General features: G+C 32.8%; 13 protein-coding genes. 5 read left to right on the top strand and 8 right to left on the bottom strand.

Going from position 1 to position 21419, the window contains the following annotated elements; translation table 11 throughout:
• The first annotated feature begins 1 nt into the window (after nucleotide 1).
• From ASC41_RS00415 to ASC41_RS00405, 3 genes are all read left to right on the top strand, one after another.
• Nucleotides 2-1633 carry an SGNH/GDSL hydrolase family protein gene (locus ASC41_RS00415; RefSeq protein WP_055434669.1) on the top strand — a complete coding sequence of 544 codons (1632 nt, stop codon included), beginning with the start codon at nucleotides 2-4 and terminating at the stop codon, nucleotides 1631-1633.
• Between the two features lie 170 nt (nucleotides 1634-1803).
• Entirely contained in the window at nucleotides 1804-3312 is a 1509-nt protein-coding gene (gene atpD, locus ASC41_RS00410) for a F0F1 ATP synthase subunit beta (protein ID WP_055434668.1), read from the top strand.
• Between the two features lie 79 nt (nucleotides 3313-3391).
• Nucleotides 3392-3685, top strand: coding sequence for a FoF1 ATP synthase subunit delta/epsilon (locus tag ASC41_RS00405; protein ID WP_055434667.1), 294 nt, complete (start codon nucleotides 3392-3394; stop codon nucleotides 3683-3685).
• Between the two features lie 109 nt (nucleotides 3686-3794).
• Here ASC41_RS00405 and gldD read toward each other — a convergent pair whose 3' ends face one another.
• From gldD to mutY, 4 genes are all read right to left on the bottom strand, one after another.
• Nucleotides 3795-4394, bottom strand: coding sequence for a gliding motility lipoprotein GldD (gene gldD / locus ASC41_RS00400; protein ID WP_055434666.1), 600 nt, complete (start codon nucleotides 4392-4394; stop codon nucleotides 3795-3797).
• An 83-nt stretch (nucleotides 4395-4477) separates the two neighbouring features.
• Entirely contained in the window at nucleotides 4478-5782 is a 1305-nt protein-coding gene (locus ASC41_RS00395) for a gliding motility-associated protein GldE (protein ID WP_055434665.1), read from the bottom strand.
• Between the two features lie 16 nt (nucleotides 5783-5798).
• Entirely contained in the window at nucleotides 5799-6245 is a 447-nt protein-coding gene (locus ASC41_RS00390) for a single-stranded DNA-binding protein (protein ID WP_055434664.1), read from the bottom strand.
• A 90-nt stretch (nucleotides 6246-6335) separates the two neighbouring features.
• Complete coding sequence (gene mutY, locus ASC41_RS00385) at nucleotides 6336-7376, bottom strand: A/G-specific adenine glycosylase (RefSeq protein WP_055434663.1); 1041 nt, start codon at nucleotides 7374-7376, stop codon at nucleotides 6336-6338.
• A gap of 136 nt (nucleotides 7377-7512) precedes the next feature.
• Between mutY and ASC41_RS00380 the strand changes: the two genes are divergently transcribed.
• Nucleotides 7513-7803: an HU family DNA-binding protein gene (locus ASC41_RS00380; protein WP_055434662.1), complete on the top strand. Its 291-nt coding sequence runs from the start codon at nucleotides 7513-7515 to the stop codon at nucleotides 7801-7803.
• Between the two features lie 374 nt (nucleotides 7804-8177).
• Nucleotides 8178-9725 (top strand): Rne/Rng family ribonuclease, encoded by a 1548-nt coding sequence (locus tag ASC41_RS00375; RefSeq protein ID WP_055434661.1) that lies wholly within the window; start codon nucleotides 8178-8180, stop codon nucleotides 9723-9725.
• Between the two features lie 156 nt (nucleotides 9726-9881).
• Here ASC41_RS00375 and ASC41_RS00370 read toward each other — a convergent pair whose 3' ends face one another.
• The 4 genes from ASC41_RS00370 to ASC41_RS00355 form a co-directional block, all read right to left on the bottom strand.
• Nucleotides 9882-12464 carry a PQQ-dependent sugar dehydrogenase gene (locus ASC41_RS00370; RefSeq protein WP_055434660.1) on the bottom strand — a complete coding sequence of 861 codons (2583 nt, stop codon included), beginning with the start codon at nucleotides 12462-12464 and terminating at the stop codon, nucleotides 9882-9884.
• A gap of 15 nt (nucleotides 12465-12479) precedes the next feature.
• Nucleotides 12480-18701, bottom strand: a complete 6222-nt coding sequence (locus ASC41_RS00365; RefSeq protein ID WP_055434659.1) for a LamG-like jellyroll fold domain-containing protein — start codon at nucleotides 18699-18701, stop codon at nucleotides 12480-12482.
• Nucleotides 18702-18946: 245 nt separating this feature from the next.
• Entirely contained in the window at nucleotides 18947-20860 is a 1914-nt protein-coding gene (locus tag ASC41_RS00360) for an OmpA family protein (protein ID WP_055434658.1), read from the bottom strand.
• 32 nt (nucleotides 20861-20892) lie between these two features.
• The coding region (locus ASC41_RS00355) for a PorP/SprF family type IX secretion system membrane protein (RefSeq protein ID WP_152971389.1) at nucleotides 20893-21419 on the bottom strand (527 nt) is incomplete at its 5' end.

Raw genomic sequence — 21419 nt, 5'->3', positions numbered from 1 at the left:
AATGAAGACATTTAAAAACTTAAAATATATAGGGCTTCTAGCAATTGCTGTAAGTTTAACAGCCTGTAATGATGAAGAAGATTTTGAAGAATTCTTAGATGAGCAACCACAACCTACAGTAGTATTACCAACACTAAACGCAGGTTCTGTAGACTTTTCAAACTATGTTGCCCTAGGAGCTTCATTTACAGCTGGATTTACAGATGGTGGTTTATTTATTGCATCTCAAGAAAACTCTTTCCCAAATACACTAGCAAAACAATTTGCTAATGCAGGAGGAGGAACTTTTACGCAACCTTTAATGTCTGACAATTATGGAGGACTAGCCCTTGGAGGTTCAAGAATTCAAGATCCAAGATTGGTTTTTGGAGGAGCAGGACCAATTCCTTTAGAGGATGCAATAGGCCCAGTAACTGTAGGGACTGATTTATTATCACCTCCTACTGGACCTTTTAACAATGTTGGAGTTCCCGGTGCAAAAAGTTTTCACATGATTGCTCCCGGATATGGTAATTTAGCAAACTTATCTGCAGGGTTAGCAAATCCATATGCAGTAAGATTAACAGGAGCAACACCAGATGCCTCAATGCTAGAATTAGCTGCTGCTCAAAATCCAACATTTTTTACACTAAGTGAAGTTGGTGGTAATGATGTATTAGGCTATGCAACTACAGGTGGTGACGGTACAAACCCTATTACTCCTAATGCAGCTTTTGATTTTTCATTAAACACAATTGTAAATGCTTTAACTTCTAATGGAGCTAAAGGAGCTATTGGTAACTTGCCAGATATTACAAGCTTATCTCACTTTACAACTGTACCTTATAATCCATTAGATCCAACAGATTCAAGTTTTGGTCCACAAATCCCTTTATTAAACTCAATATTTGGAGCATTAAACCCAATATTTAATGCTGTAGATCCTGCGAGAGCAATTGTTTTTTCTGAAACAGAAGCAAGCGCAGTAGTTATAAAAGACGAAAGCTTAGCAGATATCTCTGGAATAATTATAGCACAATTAAATGCTAGCCCAACATTCCCTGCTTTTATAGCTCAATTTGACCTACCACCAGCAGCTGCACCATTAGTAGCAAACCTTTTGGGAAACACTTATGGACAAACAAGACAAGCAACCGAAGAAGATTTATTTGTATTACCTAGTTCTAGTGTAATAGGAACCGTTAACACTACTAATGTAGGAGTATTAATGGGTCAAGGCTTACCTCAAGCATTGGCTGGACAATTTTCTGTAGAAGGTATAACTTTACCTTTAGAAGATAAATGGGTATTATTACCTTCAGAACAATTAGAAATAGCTAATGCTACAGCAACTTACAACGCTTCAATTTCAGCTATTGCTTCTGCAAAAGGATTAGCTTTAGTAGACTTAAATAGTATTTTAACACAAGCAACTACAACTGGTGTTCAATTTGATAGTTACAATTTGGATACAAGATTAGTTTTTGGTGGTTTAGTAAGTTTAGATGGTATTCATTTAACAGCTAGAGGTTATGCTTTAATGGCTAATTCTTTCTTAGATGCTATTGACACTACATATGGTTCTAACTTTAGAGCTTCTGGAAATGTTGCAAAAGCTGATGATTTTGGAGTAAACTACTCTCCTCTGTTATAATAACAACAAAAAAACAACATAATATAAAACGCCTTCTAATAGAAGGCGTTTTTTTATCCATAAAAAGCTTGGGAAACAACTTTTATTTTAAATTAAATCCCCTATCTTTGCACGCGAAAACCGAAGGTGTTTTCAAACAATTAAATCGCATAATATTAAATAGATAAGTAATGTCAAAAGTTACAGGTAAAGTTGCACAAATAGTAGGTCCAGTAATCGATGTAGAATTCGGAGCTGGTGCTGAACTTCCAAAAATTTACGATTCATTAGAAATTAAGAAAGCTGATGGTTCATTATTAGTATTAGAAGTACAATCTCACATTGGTGAAGATACAGTACGTACTATTGCTATGGATTCATCTGATGGTTTAAGTAGAGGAACAGAGGTTAATGCTACTGGAGCACCTATTCAAATGCCAGTTGGAGGAGATGTTTACGGACGTTTATTTAATGTTATTGGTGATGCTATCGATGGTTTAGGAGATTTACCTAAAGCTGGTGATGCTGGTTTACCAATTCACAGAAGCGCACCTAAATTTGAAGATTTATCAACTTCTACAGAAGTTTTATTTACAGGTATTAAAGTAATCGATTTAATTGAGCCTTATGCAAAAGGTGGTAAAATTGGATTATTTGGTGGTGCGGGAGTAGGTAAAACTGTATTAATTCAGGAGTTAATTAACAATATTGCAAAAGGACACGGTGGACTTTCTGTATTCGCAGGAGTAGGTGAAAGAACACGTGAAGGAAACGATTTACTTCGTGAAATGTTAGAGTCAGGAATTATCAAGTATGGTGATGACTTTATGCATTCTATGGAAGAAGGAGGTTGGGATCTTCAAAAAGTGGACAAAAATATAATGAAAGAGTCTAAGGCTACTTTCGTATTCGGACAAATGAATGAGCCACCTGGAGCACGTGCACGTGTTGCATTATCTGGTTTAACAATTGCTGAATATTTTAGAGATGGAGCAGGTGAAGGACAAGGAAAAGATGTACTTTTCTTCGTAGATAACATTTTCCGTTTTACTCAAGCTGGTTCAGAGGTATCTGCATTATTAGGTCGTATGCCTTCTGCAGTAGGTTACCAACCAACATTAGCAACAGAGATGGGAGCAATGCAAGAGCGTATTACTTCAACTAAAAGAGGTTCTATTACATCTGTACAAGCGGTTTACGTACCTGCAGATGATTTAACAGATCCAGCACCAGCAACAACGTTTGCTCACTTAGATGCAACAACAGTATTATCTCGTAAAATTGCAGAGCTAGGTATTTATCCTGCAGTAGATCCATTAGATTCTACTTCAAGAATTCTTACTGCTGATATTTTAGGTGATGAACACTACGATTGTGCACAGAGAGTAAAAGAGTTATTACAACGTTATAAAGAATTACAAGATATTATTGCTATTCTTGGTATGGAGGAATTATCTGAAGAAGATAAAATGGCTGTAGGTAGAGCAAGACGTGTACAACGTTTCTTATCTCAACCTTTCCACGTAGCAGAGCAGTTTACAGGTCTTAAAGGTGTTTTAGTAGATATTAAAGAAACTATTAAAGGATTTAATATGATTATGGATGGTAAGTTAGATCATTTACCAGAAGCAGCTTTTAACCTTAAAGGTTCTATTGAAGAAGCTATTGAGTCTGGAGAGAAAATGTTAGCTGAAGCTTAAAAACTAGTAAGCAGTTCTCAGTCAACAGTCAGCAATAAGCGACTAAATACTGAATACTGATTACTAAATACTTAAAATTATGTATTTAGAAATTGTATCACCAGAAGCAACTTTATTTAGTAGTGAAGTAGACGCTGTAACTGTACCAGGATTAAATGGAGAGTTTCAGATGCTTAATAATCACGCAGCAATTGTAGCTGTGTTAGCAGAAGGTACTGTTAAAATAAACACACACACACAAACTCATCTTGTTTTTGATGATTTACATGGTAGTGTTGTACCACATGCTGATGATAATAAAGTTTTAACTTTAAAAATAAAGTCTGGAACATTAGAAATGAAAGATAATAAGGCAATCATATTAGCTGATTAATTTATTATTCACCATAAATAAAAAACGCGAACATAAGTTTCGCGTTTTTTTATGCCTAATAATTTTTTTTACGTTCTCGATTATATACTTGAAAATTATTTGTAAAAGCTTAATTCTTCCACTCTAAACTTTCCATAATCCTCATAATATCCTTTTGTAGATAATTTGCTGCAGGTAAAATAGAATCGTAATTTGGTTTTGCGTAAAAATAAAGAGAACCTGTTATAAAGTGGTTAATACTATCTGTTACATAAAACTGTGATTGTGAAGCAGCATTACCACCAACATCGTAAAACATTCCATAAACTTTACGTTCTGGATTTTCATAAACAATACCATCTATAACATCGGCTTTTTGTGTGTGCTCTTGAGTGAAATTCTGTGCATTTATAAGATATGTCCTTAATAATTTTTTATTGTGTTCAAGAGCTTTATAGGTAATGTAAATGGTCCCTTTGAGATTGGGATATTCTATATTAATTCCATAACTAATAGTTTCTCCTTTTAGTGTTTTGGTTCTTAAGTTTTTACCTAAAGCATTACGATCGAAAGTAAATGGCATTTTTGCTATATCTTCCGTTTTATAAATAGGTTCTGGGTATTCTAAAGCTAAATAAGCCTTTGGTTTTGGTTTAGGATCTTCATTACAGGAATTTAATAATCCTATTGAACAAATTACTAAAACAATATATTTATAGTTTATTTTCATAAAAATTAGTACTCTAGAACTATCCTAAAAATTCGCCCATACATTTTATAGAATTTTTAAAGATTCTAATAAGCTGTGAGGATTTAAGGTATAGTTATTTTAACTCTTTTAATTCTTTTTTTATCTAAAGCTTCAATTGTAAAAACGTAATCTTCAAAAATTATTTTGCTCGCTTGTCTAGGAAAACTACCAGAAATTTCAAGAATAAAACCTGCAAGTGTTTCGGCTTCTCCTTTGTTATCTTCAAAAACAGTTACTTCTTCAATTTTTAAAATCTTATAAAAATCTTTCAGCGCTGTTTTACCTTCAAACACATAATTATTATCGTCTAGTTTAGAATAATGCACATCTTCATCATCAAATTCATCACTAATATCGCCAACAATTTCTTCAATTATATCTTCTAAAGAAACTAAACCTGAAGTACCTCCATACTCATCTACAACAACAGCTAAATGGACTTTCTTCTCTTGAAATTCCGTCATTAAGTCATCTAACTTCTTATTTTCTGGTACAAAAAACGGCTCTCGAAGTAATGTTGTCCAATCAAATTCTTTAGTTTCAACATGAGGCAACAAATCTTTTACATACAAAATACCCTCAATAGTATCTACATTATCTTTATATACAGGAATTCTAGAATATCCATTAGAGGTTATTTCTTGGATAATTTCGCTATACTTTTGTTCGATATTTAAAGCAAAAATATCTAATCTAGGTCTCATAACTTGCTTTGTATCTGTATTACCAAAAGATACAATTCCTTTTAATATTTTATGCTCTTCCTGTGTAGTATCCTCATCGCTAGTAAGTTCTAAAGCTTGTGATAATTGGTCTACACTAAGGTTAGATTTTTGTTTACCAAGTTTACTATGTATACCAAGTGTTATTGCTCGCATTGGCAAACTTATTGGTGAAAAAATAAAATCTAATACTTTTAATGGATAAGCCATAAAAGAAGCAAATTTTAAATTATTTCTACTGGCATATACTTTTGGTAGAATCTCACCAAAAAGTAAAATCAAAAAGGTTACTACAACAACTTCTAAAACAAATTTTACAACAGGATTAGAAACACCTTGAAACATAAAATTACCAAGGAATGCAAAGAGAATTACAATTCCAATATTTATAAAGTTATTAGCTACTAATATGGTTGCCAAAAGCTTTTTTGGTCGTTCTAATAATTTACTTATAATTTTAATTGCCTTACTAGACTGCAACTCTTCTTGTTCTAAATCGGCTCTTGTTAATGAGAATAATGCGACTTCGGCTCCAGAAATTAATGCCGAAAAAAACAACAATACAAACAGTAAAACAAAACCAGAGATTGCAGAGAAATCTATAGCTAAAAATTGTATTAATAAACTCGTGGGTTCAGGATCCAATGGTTATAAATTAAGATTAAAATGGTAAATCGTCATCACTAGCAGCTTTTCCTGTTTGTGCTGAATTATTATCCATCTGTTTTTGTTGCTGGATTGGTTGTGGAGCATCAGCAGCTTGGCTATCATTTTTAGTTGTTAAAAAAGTAAACTCGTTAGCTTGAATTTCAGTACTATAACGGTCGTTACCTGATTCATCTTGCCATTTTCTAGTTTTAATTCTACCTTCAATATACACTTTATCACCTTTAGTAAGGTATTTTTCGCAAATTTCGGCAGCCTTATTTCTTAAAACAATATTATGCCATTCTACAGTAGTAACACGTTCGTTAGTGGTTTTATTCGTATAGGTTTCGTTTGTTGCCAAAGGAAACCTCCCTACACAACCTCCTCCTTCGAAATAATGCATTTTAACTTCATCTCCTAAATGTCCAATTAACATTACTTTATTTAACGTTCCAGCCATATTCTTATATAATTACAGTGCAAAATTACATTTTTACCTATTGATAAACTTAAATTTAATAAAAAAGAAAGACTAATTTAAGTTAAAGTACTAAAAATTGAAGTTTTCAATAAAATTACCTATTAATATAGGTACAGGAAAATCTGTTATTTTTTCTACTAAAACACCTTCTGGCAGCTTTTGATCTGTAGTAACAATCCAAAACTTAGTATATAAGTGTTGATGTGATAGTTTGTGTATAATATCCGATTCATTATATAAAGACAAACTAAATTTTTTATTTTTCACTACTGAAAGACCCAAAAGTTCATTTTCAATTTCTGAAGCTTCGGATGGTTTTAAAGTTTCAATTAAAGGAAACTGATATAAGTTTTGCCAGATGCCTTTTCCTTCACGCTTTTCAAGAATCGTTTTTTTATCTGAAGACAACATCACAATAAAATTGAAGTATTTTTTCTTAACCTTTATCGTTTTCAGCTTGACTGGTAAATCGGCTATTATATTTTTTTGAAGTGCTACACACTTGTTATTAAGAGGACAAATATTACAATCTGGACTTTTAGGCTTACATTGCCTAGCTCCAAATTCCATAATTGCTTGATTAAAAGTTGCAGGATCTTTTTTATCTATTAACTCTTGAGCTAAAGCTTTAAATTCCTTAAAACCTTCTCCTTTATTAATAGGAGTAGAAATTCCGTAAATTCTGGATAAGGCACGATAAACGTTTCCATCTACAACCGCAGTAGTTTCATTAAAACAAATAGAAGAAATTGCACTGGCAGTATAATCGCCAACTCCTTTTAATTTTATTATCTCTTTATAAGTACTAGGAAATTGCCCATTTAATTCATTTACTATATATTTAGCGGAAGCATGTAAATTTCTAGCTCTTGAATAATAACCCAGTCCTTGCCAAAGTTTTAAAATTTGAGATTCTTCTGCGTTAGCTAAATCAAAAACCGTTGGGTAATTAGTGGTAAATGCGACGTAATATGGAAGACCTTGGGCAACTTGTGTTTGTTGTAAAATGATTTCGGACAGCCAAATAAAATAAGGATTTGTAGTATTACGCCATGGTAAATCCCTTTTATTGATTGAGTACCAGGTGATTAGTTTTTTAGTTATGTTCATTTATGGAATAAGATTCGCAAACAAAAGTAATTCTTTATAGCATTAAATTTTAATGAATTAGGTTTGAAATATTGAATATTTAATTCCTATATTTGCCAACCCTTAAGAATAGTAATAACAAAACAAGAGAAAGACAATGACTAAAGCTGATTTAGTATCAAAAATTTCTGAGAAATTAGGAATTGAAAAAGGAGACGTTCAAGCAACAGTAGAAACATTCATGGAAGAGGTTAAAACATCTTTAGAAAGTGGTGACAATGTTTACTTACGTGGATTTGGAAGTTTCATTATAAAGAAGAGAGCTGAAAAGACTGGTAGAAATATTTCTAAGAATACTACTATTAAGATTCCAGCACACAATATACCAGCATTTAAACCTGCAAAAGTTTTTGTAGAAGGTGTAAAAACTAATGTTGACGTAAAGTAATTACAACATAAAACGAATTATTAATTTAAAACCAGACATCTTATGCCAAGCGGTAAAAAAAGAAAGAGACACAAGGTTGCAACGCATAAGCGTAAAAAAAGAAGACGTGCTAACCGTCACAAAAAGAAGAAGTAATTCAAAAAAGTAGTTTTTATAACTACTTTTTTGGTTTACTAAAATCAACGTTCTTTGAAAACGAACTTAACTATTATCACGTAAGACCTTGCGTGTAGTCTAAGTTCTTCGGATTTTTATTAAAAATCCTGTGAATGTCTTATTTATTTAAGACATTATGTTTGGTGAAATTTTTGCCAAACAAAATAATGTATAATCCATCTGTTATACCTAGTGTATAATAGATTAAAATTAACAGTATGAATAAAGAATTGATTATCAGATCTAATTCTGACGGTGTTGATTTTGCCTTATTAAAAGATGGAAAACTTATTGAATTACATAAGGAAGAAGATAGTAACAACTTTGCTGTTGGTGATGTGTTTATTGCCAAAATACGTAAAGCTGTTCCTGGACTAAATGCTGCATTTGTAAATGTAGGTTACGAGAAAGATGCATTCTTGCATTATCACGATTTAGGGCCAAAAATATCTTCTCTCTTACAATTCACAAAACGTGTAAGCACAGGTAAATTAAATGATTTCTCATTAAAAGATTTCCCATTTGAGAAAGATATTGACAAAGACGGCAAGATTGCCAATGTTATAAAGTCAAATCAATCAATGTTGGTACAAATTGTAAAGGAACCTATATCTACAAAAGGCCCAAGAATAAGCTCTGAGCTTTCTATTGCCGGTAGATATATAGTTTTAGTCCCTTTTAGCGATCGTATTTCTATTTCACAAAAAATAGAAGACAAAGCAGAAAAAGACAGACTAAAACGATTGGTAAAAAGTATTACACCAAAAGGTTTTGGAATTATTGTACGAACAGTAGCCGAAGGGAAAAAAGTAGCCGAATTAGACAAAGATTTACAGAATTTGTTAGGTCGTTGGACCACAATGTGTAAAAAGCTACATAAAGCAAATCATCCTTCTAAGGTACATGGCGAGTTAAACAAAGCCTCTTCAATGTTAAGAGATATTTTTAACGACTCGTTTACAGGTATTCAAGTTGATGATGAAGCGCTTTACAATCAAATTAAAGATTATGTGCAAGAAATTGCACCAAAAAAAGAATCAATAGTCAAGCTACATCAATCTAACACTCCTATTTTTGAAAAATTTGGAGTCGATAGACAAATTAAAACTGCCTTCGGGAAAACGGTTTCAATGGCTAAAGGTGCCTATCTAGTTATAGAGCATACAGAAGCTTTGCATGTTGTTGATGTAAACAGTGGAAATAGATCTAATAAAGCTAATTCCCAAGAAGAAACAGCCTTAGAGGTTAATTTAATTTCTGCTACAGAAGTTGCCAGACAACTTCGTCTTCGAGATATGGGAGGCATAATTGTAGTCGATTTTATTGATCTTAATAAAGCTGAAAACAGAAAAAAACTCTTTAATCATCTTCGTGATGAAATGAAAGATGACAGAGCTAAACACAAAATATTACCTCCAAGTAAATTTGGATTGATTCAAATTACAAGACAAAGAGTAAGACCAGAAATGAATATTAAAACCAGAGAGGAAGATCCTAATGGTGGTAATAGTACTGAAGAGGTTGAAGCTCCAATTGGAATATTATCTAAAATCAATCATGATTTAGAGGTATTATTAAAAAAAGACTATAGTAAGGTGACTTTAAACACACATCCTTTTATAGCAGCCTTCTTAACAAAAGGCTTTCCATCTATTCGTTCAAAATGGTTTTTTGAACACAAAAAATGGGTTAAAATACAACCCAGAGATGCTTACACATATTTAGAATACCACTTTTTAGATAAAGATGGTAATCAAATAAAATAAATAAAAAGCCGCAACTTATGTTGCGGCTTTTTTGTTTTTATACAAGAATGAATATCAATAATAAAGACATAAAAAAACCAGAGAAATTAACTTCTCCGGTTTTTTACTTTATAAAGCAATGCCATTTATATAGAATACTATATAAATAGCTTTAAATTAAATTTTAACTAGCTTTTTAGCACTTGAAACAGATTTTCCATCACTCATTCTCATAAAATAAACTCCTGAGTTTAAAACGTCTAAATTATTAATGGTAATTGCTCCAGATTGATTTCCAGAAATAACCTCTTTTCTAATTATTCTACCTTGAATATCGAATAAAATAACTGTTAAATCTTCTATTGCAGAAGGCTTATTTATCTTTATTTGAGAGTTAAATGGGTTTGGAGATATGTTAAAAACCTCTAAACTTAATGTATTAACACTTAGTGTTTGATTAATATTAACGGTGTAATCTTCAACTTCAGAATCTTGATTAGCTTCTACAACATCTCCACAAGAACTAGATATAGTATAATATTGTCTAGAAGCTACTCTCATTCTAGTATTCCCTAAAGAAGCACTAGCAGGTACTACAAAAGAATTAGTTCTTGGAGAAGCAGCTGTTGTTCCTTCTACATCATCCCAAACTTTTTCATCGGCATCTTCAAAATCTCCATCTTGATTATAATCTATCCAAACAGAAACGCCCGCATCATTATAACTTGTACTTACCTCAATATCGTAACTCTCTCCTATTTGTAGATCTACAGGAGTTAAAGAAGTATAATCTGTATAATCTACATTTGTATTAGAAGATGAATTAATAGACGTACCATTTTCTCCATTTAATAACACATTACTAATATGTCCTCCTGTTACACCTTGAGCATCGCAATATGTAATTGCTAAGGTTGTAAAGTTTACAACAGGACTATATGCAGATTGTGAACTACCACAATTGGTTAATACCTGAAATTCGTAATCTGTAGACAACGTTAAACCTGTTAATGTTATACTGTTAGTAGTCACTGTTTCCATTAACCATGTAGCAGCTCCTACTTCTCTATATCTAACATCAAAAGTTGTATTATCTAAAGGGTCCCAAGACACAACAGCCGAAATACTTGATGGCTCAACCGTAATGTTTGATGGCACTTCTAAAGCATTTACTATTACTGTTTGGTTGGCTGTAAATACACTTCCATTATCATCGAAAGTCCATTGTACAACATTTGTACCAGAACTATATGTTAAAGGATCTGACGTTGTACCAACAATAGCAACACAGTTGTTAGACATAACTTCTGCTGCATCAATAGTAATTGGGCAATAACTTACCACATCTTCTAATGTTGCACTAGTAACAGGATCTGTTGATAATGGGCCGACATATTGTAATTTAACAATAACTCCAGGATTATCAATACTAACTCCTGATGTAGATGATGGTCCAGAAGTACCACCAGAATTATCTGTTACTGCATAAATGGTTAAACCATCTGGAGAAATAGCAACATCTCTATACCTATCGTTAGAAGAGTGAAGTTCTTCGTAATAATCATCAACAATATCATTTCCATCTGCTGTTAATTTAGCTCTAAAAATAGTACCTCTTTTTAATGTAGGTATTAATAACGATTTATCCCAACACGGAATATTACCTGTTTCATGAATATCTATACTTGAAGGTGCAACACCTGGCCATGTAAAATATCCTGCTGCAGTTTCTGGTTCTTCATCTACCGTACTATTGTAAGTACCAATTGGATTTTGGAAGTTTGCTGGCGCACCACTTGCTAATGGGTAAGACTCATACTCTGTAGCTTCTTCGTTTGTTGGTGAACCTGTACAACTTGAAGTTGTAGACTCATTTCTATAAGTATACCCTCTATTATCATAATATCCTGCAATTTGTGGCCAACCATAATTTTGACCTGAAATAATTTTGTTTAACTCATCATCCGTTTTTGGACCATGCTCTGAACTATATAATGTTCCGTCTTCGGTAAAAACGATACCTTGTGGATTTCTATGTCCATAAGTATACACATGAGTTTTAACACCATCTAAAGTTGGATTATCTGTAGGTACAGAACCATCTATATTTATACGTAATGTTTTTCCTGGATAATTATCAAAATCTGAAGCTGAAGAAGGTAGTACTTGAGATACTATGGGATTACAAGCATTCGAAAACTGATTAGAACCTTGATCTCCAATAGTATAGTACAATTTATTGTCTGGGCCAAAAATTAAACGTCCAGAGTTATGATCTACACTTCCTGGCATACCTTCTATAATAGCAGCATTTACATTACCTACACTTGTATCTTCGGTTAATAAACCTGTAACGCTATTGTAAAGTAATCTTACAATTCTTGTTTTTAAAGTTCCGCCATCATCATAAGTATAAGATACAAAAACGTAGTTATTAGTTATTGTATTAATGTTGGTATATAAATCGGGATGAATAGCCATACCCATTAATCCACCTTGCGTAGAATTTGCAATTTTAGCATTAAGATCTATCATTGTGGTAATAGCACCTGTAGTAATATTAAAGTTTACTATTTTTTCTCCAACACGTTCTGTAATCCATAGATTATCGTCTGGAGCATATGTAATCTCCCAAGGAAAATCTAAAGCATTATCGCTGGTAATATTTGTTACTGTCCAATCTGCACCATCTGTTATTGGCGTTTGGGCATATAAGAATGCTTGGCAAACTATTGCCATTAAGAGTAAAGTTTTTTTCATGCTTTATTATAACTATTATTTAGAATTGATTATTACTTTTTTAGTGATTGAAAATTGAGTAGACGTTACATTAAAAATATAGGCTCCTGTTTGTAAGTGTAATGGTATTTCAATCTTACTATTTGAAGACTCCACTTGCTCTTCTAATATTATTTGACCCAACATGTTTATAACTTGGACAGTATTTATCTCCTTATTTAAAGGATTAGAGATTATAAAGTTTCCATCATTTGCAAACATCGTGATATCGTTATTTTCTTGAAAATCTTCTACAGATAAAAGTGCTGGACCTGGAGTAAATACAATTTCAAAACGATTATCTACAACACCAGCCACTACAGTAACTGTATATGCTGCATCTCTAAGATTATGATATGTGTCATTATCTTTTAAATAAATATCTAAAGTTGGATCTATATTTTCAAGTGCATCGATTCCAATTTCAATAATTCCTCCATTTACAGTTTTTACGCTTAATGGTAATACTGTTGTAACAGTAGTTTCATTTACACCTTGTATTACAAACTTATCGTTTGCAAAACTCCAATACATATCTTCAACATTATCGTCATCAATTTCAGCATCATATCCCCAATCGTAATCTATAGTTGTATTCTCATCAACAGTTAAAAGCAGTTGTCTTTTATAAGTTTCTGGAGATATAAAACTAAATCTAAATTTAGGTCTTAAATCTTCTATAGTATAATCTTCATTAGTAGCGTTATTGTTGTTATTTCTATAAAATATAGAATCATCATTCCCTGCTTCTTTAACAAAAATTCTTTGATCATTTTCAAACTTAATATCACCAGTACTAGTACCTTCCACAAAGAAACCTTGACCTACAGGAACATAACGTCCAGGTATTCTAATACTTTCTGCTCCACCTGCTTGATTTCCTCCTGTTGAGTAATCGTGCTGAACTGCAGGGACTCCTCCAGAAAGATTGTAGATTCCATAACCTCCTTGATATCCTAAAGTATTATGAGTTCCTCCTGCAAAATGTTCCCATAAATAAATTCTACCATTAAGATTTAGGTTATCTAAAATAAAAGCATTGGCATCAAGTGCAGATGCATATGGGTTACCAACTAAATAAGTATTATCTGCTGTTATTGGTAGTATTATTGTACCATTGTTAGGTTTACCAGAAAAAGTATAGTTTTGTTCGTTTGTAACTGCTCCTGCTCCAGGTCCTTTCATAGAATAACCTTCTCCTACTTTTAGATCCCCAGTTTCTAACACTTGTTCCCAGTTGAAATAATTTGTGGCAAGGTTTCCATATTTCCATAACCAAAAACGAGCAGTTTGAATTGGTGAAGTCGCATTATTTCCATTGTAACCATCAATAAAATTAATAGCTACTGGATTAATAGGATCAGTTCCATCCATCATAACATTACCTACAGTATAAATTTCATTTCCATCTACTGCAGCGTTTATATCATTAGAATGTACTGGAGAAGAAAAGTAGTTATATGTATATAAATTCTCTGTTCCTTGTTGGTCTCTTTCTAATTTACCATTAGCTCCTAATACTAAGTCACTTTCGTTAGTTTGAACTAACTGAGACTCACCTGCAAGATCAATAAACCCATTTAATTCTAAATACCAAGTGTTTTTAATTTCTGCGTCTGTATTAACTTCAAACTCTTTACCTGCTTCTACAAACAAACCTAATGTTGTATGGCTTGTATCTGTATCTACGTTATTATTAATATCTACAATTGACCATGCTTTATTGTTTACTTCGTCTGTTATATCCCAAACATCTCCATGAAGCCATGTTGCTGTTGTAGACCATGCGCCATCTACTACTGTTTGGTAAGGTAATGGTGCTGTTTGTAAGTAAATATCTTTAATATTATAAAGCTTAGCTCCTGTTATTTGATCTATAGTTGGTGTTACTTTATTATCTGTAATATTTCCTTTATAGCCATCCATTTTATAATAACGTAATAAGTTACCTCCAATAGCATTAGCTGAAATATCTTTAGGTATAATTTTACCTTGATTAAAATTTTGGGTTTCTTCTAATTCTTGATAAACTGTTCTTTGTATTTCCTCTTCGGTTAAAGCGATATCGAATACTCTTACTTCGTCTATTTCTCCATGAAAATAATTTGAATCTGTATTTGCAAGTCTACCTATAGTAAAATTAGAAGCATCATTATTAACACCTCCAGAACCTGTTGGACTACCTTGTACTTCTCCATTTACATATAAAACAGTTTGAGATCCATTTGTTGTTGCTGCAACATGTACCCAAATAGCATCAGTAACTATATCTGTAGATGTTAAAACAGCACTACCATTTAACATTACAGTAACAGAGCTGTCTGAGTCATTAACAACTAAATAAAAATTATTTTGACCTGCTACAATTCTATTAGAACTTAAAGTATTGTCTCCTTCAGATTTTATCCAAGCTGTAATTGTTGCATTTCCGTTTGAAATAACATTACTGTCTTCTACATAATCATTTCTTCCGTCAAAGAAAAGACTATAAGAATCGTCTAAATCCCTAGGTGAACCATAAGCTGTATTATCTGTATCAAAAGCATCAAGAATTCCATCCATATCTGAATCTGTGTTTCCATCTATAACACCATCGTTATCTGCATCTAAATTTGCATATATAGTTTCACTAATATCTGTTCCATTTGCAGGATTATTTGTCGCATCATTACTATCTGTATCTAAATAATTTGGTATACCATCACCATCTGTATCAATTGGATCTGGATAATTATAACTTCCATGATCGTTACCTATTCCATCATCATTTAAATCTACAATTGCTAATAATCCATCACCATCTTGCTCATCTGTTGCAATTCCGGTATCAACGTCACTTCCTTCTCCTACTCCATCACCAGAAATGTCTACATCACCTAATCCAAAATATTCTAGGTTATCAAAAATACCATCATTATCACTATCTAAATCTATATAGTCAGGAACTCCATCTCCATCAGAATCTAAAAGACTAATGTTTTCATAAGAATCATGCATACCATTTCCATTATTATCAACCCAAATATTAATTGAATCATTTAGCATAGTCGCATCAAGATCATTATCAGGTAAACCTAATTCAACAACATTAGGGATTCCGTCGTTATCATTATCTAAATCTATTATATCTGGAATACCATCACCATCTAAATCACACAATAATTGTTTAACAAAAATATCGTCAATCGCTAAATCGTTACCAAGACCTCCAAATTGACTATTAATCAATTGCACTCTAAACTGAGAATAAGTTGTAGTAAATGAGGCACTAACTTCTATCCAGTCACCAGCAGGTGATGTTGGATCTATTAAACCTGAACTAGCTGTTGTAATTAAATTTCCGTTAGGATCGTATATAATAATTTGTACTTCCGGACGCTCTCTATTACTTATGTTTGGCGCATCTGTTCTATCAATATTTAAAGCAGAAAAACCATAAATAATTGGTACTCCTGGAGTAACACCCGTAATAGTGGCATCAAAGAAAACACCTGGATTAGTATCAGCATTAAATATTGCCATTCTACCATCTGTATCACCAGGTGTATGATCTTCACCTAAATACCAATATTGATCTGCCCAATATGCTACTTCATTATTAGGCGTTTGATCATTTCCATCTCCATTTGCAATCTTATGATAAACAGTATATTCTCCATCTCCTAGCGATGATCCTTCTGATGGACCTGAACCTGTTCCATCTTCATAAGCATAACTAGTTAATACATCTGAAGTAAAAGCATCTATCTCTACTCTATCTCCTCCTAATGCACCAAATGTTTCATTTAAAAAAACAACTTCTGCCTGATTTGAGTAAGAATAGAGCCCACAAGTATCATTTTCAACAACATCAGAAATACCGTCATTATCATCATCTAAATCAACATTATCAGGTATTCCATCTCCATCTGTATCTGGAAAAGCTCTTATACCTTCTCCTTTAACAACAAACGTATATGGATTTTCATCAGCGTCATTATTATCAATGCTAATTTCGGCTAGATGTTGTGCTATAGTTGAAGGATTATATGTAACTGTAAACGTAGTAGATTCACCTGTTGCTAATGTTGATAGTGCTGGTTGTGTAACTGTAAAGTCAACACTACCTGTTATTACAACTATTGGAGAACCTGTTAAATCTAGATCTAAAGATCCATTATTTGTAATAGTATATGTTTTTGTTAAAGATCCTTCAAAAACATCATAAGCTCCAAAGTCTGTTCCGTTATCTGTATCTGTATCTGCAAGCGATGCCCCATCAATTATTGGATTACCACTAGTTATATCAATTTCCTGTGGAGAAGATGCATCTATCAGTAAGTTTACAGTATAATCTTCAAATTCCCCAAAATTATTATCCCAGTAACCATCACAAGGATCATCTGGATGCCACCAATTTCTAAAAGCAACACGCATTCTTGTTGTTCCTGTTATTGCAGATGTTGGGATTGTAAAGTCTGCTGTAAGAAAATCACCTTGAATAGTTCCTCCTGCAGATCCAGTTCCTCCTTGAGAATATACTTGTTCACCTGGATCAGATAAAATTCCATTGCCATTATAATCTATCCATATAGAAAAACCAACTTGCATCCAATTTTGGTCTCTTCTTACATCTATTTTAATATTTTCTGTACTTCCTTTGTTTACATCTGCTACACTAGTTGTATAGTCTCCATATCCATTATCAAACCCTGAAGTATTATCTATATTTTGAGCTAAAGATCCAAAACGCACTCGTTCTATATATTGATTTGAATTCGTATTTGAAACAACTGGTGTACAATAAACAACACCAATAGTTGTAAACGTTTCTGAAGTTGAAAAAGATGAATTAACAGCATTACATAATGCACTAACCTGAACCTCGTAATCTGCACCTGCAGATAACCCAGTTAAATCTATTGAATTTGTAGCAACAGTTTCATTTATCCAATTTACGCTCCCAACTTGTCTATATCTTACTTCATAACTTGTTATCCCTTCTTGAGCATCCCAATCTACTGTAGCTGCATCAACCAAAACATTACTAACAACAACATTAATAGGCGCAGCTAATGCACTTATTGTAATATTATGGATTGCAGTGTCACTATTACCTGTTGCAGAATCGTAATACAACCAGTTTACTGTGTATACTCCAGGAACATCAAAATATGTTTGATCTGTTGTTGTTGGAGAAATAACTACACATGGAAATTGATAAGTAATATCTGGTGGAGTTGGAGATGTAAACGAGCAATAGGTAGTTGTATCTGCTATTGGCGGTGCAACTAAAGCGCCAGTATAAGCAAGCACTGTTACAGTAGCTGTACATGTTTCAACCTGCCCTACACTATCTTCTACGGTAAGTGTAACTGTATTTGATCCAACATCTGCACATGTGAAATCTGTAATATCTAAAGATAATATTGGTGTATCTATATATACAACAGATCCATTATCTATATCTGCTGTAGTAACAGATGCATTACCAAAAGCATCTAAAAGTACTGTAGCGTTTTGACAGTATGCTTCTGGTGGATCAATAGAAGATATACCTTCTAATATTACGTCATCTATAAAATAAAAATCATTACCCGCTGAACCTATTATACCATCAACACCTGTAGCTCTTACTGTAGCTCTAAAGGCAGTAGCAACATCTGGCACCATAACAACATAAGGATTTGCTTGAGCTCCTGATGCACCAAACAATAATGTATCAAATGCATCATCTGTTCCATCAATAAGTTTAACACTAAAATCTACCCATGCACCACTCACAAAATATGAATAATCTAACCATAAATCTTCTCCATTATCTGAAGTACCATCACCCTGGTATGTTACTGAGAAAGTAACATCACTAAACAAGGTTATATCTTGATCTGCAAACGCCACACTACCATTATTATTCCAAAAATTTATAATCTGAAGACTATAAAGATCTGACGCAGGAGTAGTTACATTACTATTAACTATTCTAATTTGACCATTAGTTGTTGTTGCTGTATAATCCCAATCATCTGTACCAACATGAGTTGTAACATTAGCTGTTCCGGTAGGACCTACTACAATATCATTTTGATCTGTAGGTCCACCAGTAGCATTCCCATCATGAAATGCTTGAGATGCTATAGTAACCTGAGAATAGGCTGTGTTAAAAATAAATAAACTAAACACGATTATCAACAATCTTCCATAGAAAGAATTAAAAGAATTTGAGTAGCTTTTTTTCATAATATAAGTTTTTGAGTATCTGAGACTTAAAAAGTCTTAAATCACCACAAACATACATTTTAAACGATTAAATACATTTATTAACATAATAATTCTTAATGAATTACGATTAAATGCGATTTTTATACGATAAAGCGCTATATTATGCTATTAAAACCAAAAAAGTCGCAACATATGTTGCGACTTTTTTATTTTAACAAAGTAAGTTAATTTATGATAGCCTAATAAAGACTATTTAATACATTTTAATTATTACTTGGTCCACCACTCATAATTCTAAACTGAGTTCTACGGTTTAGTTGGTGTTGGTCTTCAGTACAATTATCACCACAATCTACAGCTAATTCTCTTTCACCTTTTCCAGCTCCTGAAATTCTGATAGCATCGATACCTTTAGAGATAATATACTGCACTGTAGTTTTTGCTCTTCTATCTGACAAAGCATCGTTGTAACGATCTGATGCTCTTGTATCTGTATGAGATGTTGCATAAATAACCATGTTTGGATACTTTTTCATCGCTTGTACTAAGTTATCCAACTCAAAAGCTGCTTTAGCTGTAATATTAGACTTATCGTAATCAAAATAGATTGGGTTTAATACTACACGCTCTACTTCAATAATTTTTTCGATTGGATCTAATGCAATTTCAACTGCAACTTCCTCTTCGTTACTACCTGCTATAGACAATTTGTTACTTTCGTAATCTGCCATAGTTACTTGTAGTTCTGTTTCTGTTTCACATTCTACAATGTATTCTACTATTCCTTCTGCATTTGCTGTTTTGGTAGACAAGATATTACCTTTACTATCTACTAAAGATGCTGTTGAACCTGCTAATGGTGCTTTTGTTTTGTTATCTAATATTGTAGCTATTATTTGTACATCGCAAAGTGGCTGTATTTTTTTAATCGCATAAATATCATCATCTCCTTTTCCACCTTCACGATTTGAAGATACAAATCCTTCACCTGTTTCTTCGTTCATAGAAAATGCAAAATCATCTCCATTAGAGTTTATTGGTATTCCAACATTTCTAATTGGTGCTAATTTACCGTCAATCTCTTTAGTATAGAATACATCCATACCTCCAAGTCCTAAATGACCTGTTGATGAGAAATAAAGTGTATTATTATCACTTACGTGTGGAAACATTTCATGACCCTCAGTATTTACTTTCTGTCCCATGTTTACAGGAGTACCTACTTGTCCATTACCATCTATAGTAGCTTTATAGATGTCGTATTTTCCAAAACCACCTGGCATATCACTTGCAAAGTATAACGTACTTCCATCTGGACTTACACTTGGGTTTTTTATAGAGTAATTTCTACTGTTTATTGTTAAAGCTTCTATGTTAGAGAACTCGTCTCCACTTTTAGTTGCTTGGAACATGTGTAGTACACTGTATTTTGTGTTAGATACTGAATCTTTCTCGTAAACGTTTTCATAAAAACTCTCTCTTGAGAAATACACTGTTTTTCCATCTGGAGAGAATGACATAAGACCTTCATGGTATTTTGTATTCATTTTATCTCCTAACATTGTTTCTTCTTGATAAGATCCATCTTCAGCTTTTGTAAAAGAATACATATCTAAAAACGGTTGCTCATTCCATCCGTAATTTTTTCTAGAATCGTTTCTTGCTGAAGAGATGTATAATTTTCCATCTTTAATAGTACCTCCAAAATCTGATACAGCTGAATTAATATCCATATTCTGAACATTAAATTTCTTACCACCTTTTAATATTTTTGGTAAGTAATCTGGATTAGATAAAAACATTACTGCTCTATCATCTCCTGGGCGCATAGATGCAAATTTTTTCATTTGAGTGTTAGATACTTCGTACTTTCCGTTTGCTTTCAGCATTTCAGAGTACTTGTAAATCATTTCTGGCTCTTGAGAAGTTTCTAAGGCTTTTGCGTACCACTTTTCTGCTTCTACAGTATTAAAAATATTGTAATTAGACTCTGCTAAGCGTCCATAAACGTAAGCATCTGCCTCTCCTTTTTCTGTTAATTTAGTATAGTCCTCTATGGCTTCTACAAATTGATATTTCGCAAAATGCTTATCGGCTTTCTTTGTCGCCTTAGTTTGCGCTGTCACGCTAAAGCTACTTAGAATGACTAGTGTTATAATTAATTTTAAGTGTTTCATCTGGTCGTGTCTTTTTTGTTAGCTTATGTGGTTTAGAAATAACGTGGTGAACGTGATACTTTTTTTGGTAAATCGATATCGAAGTTTATAAAGATCTCGTGAGAAGCATCTGTAACTACGTTTAATTCTGATTGAATAGCATCGTAAGCATAACCAATTCTCATTGATGGTGAAACCATAAAGTTTACCATACCACTAAAAGAATCGTCTAGCCTGTATCCTGCTCCAATTTCTACAACATCGTACATGAATAGATTTAGGTTTACATCATAACTTATTGGTGCATCGAAAGCAAACTTCATTAAAGCGTGTGGCTTTAATTTAAAGTTTTCTGACAAATCAAACACATAACCTGCAGCTGCAAATAAATGTTCCGTTTCAGATCCTATTTTTCTACCATCTTTATCTAAATGTGTTCCATTTAAAATGTTAGGCATCGAAGCAGATAGATACCAACGGTTAGGTTGGTATAAGTATAAACCTGCACCTACATTTGCTGTAGTCTCATTAACATCTTGCGAGAAAAATGGATCATCAGCATCTATAGTTTCTACACTTG

The organism is Lacinutrix algicola, assembly GCF_001418085.1.
GTDB lineage: Bacteria > Bacteroidota > Bacteroidia > Flavobacteriales > Flavobacteriaceae > Lacinutrix > Lacinutrix algicola.
This window is presented reverse-complemented; position numbering and strand designations above follow the sequence as displayed.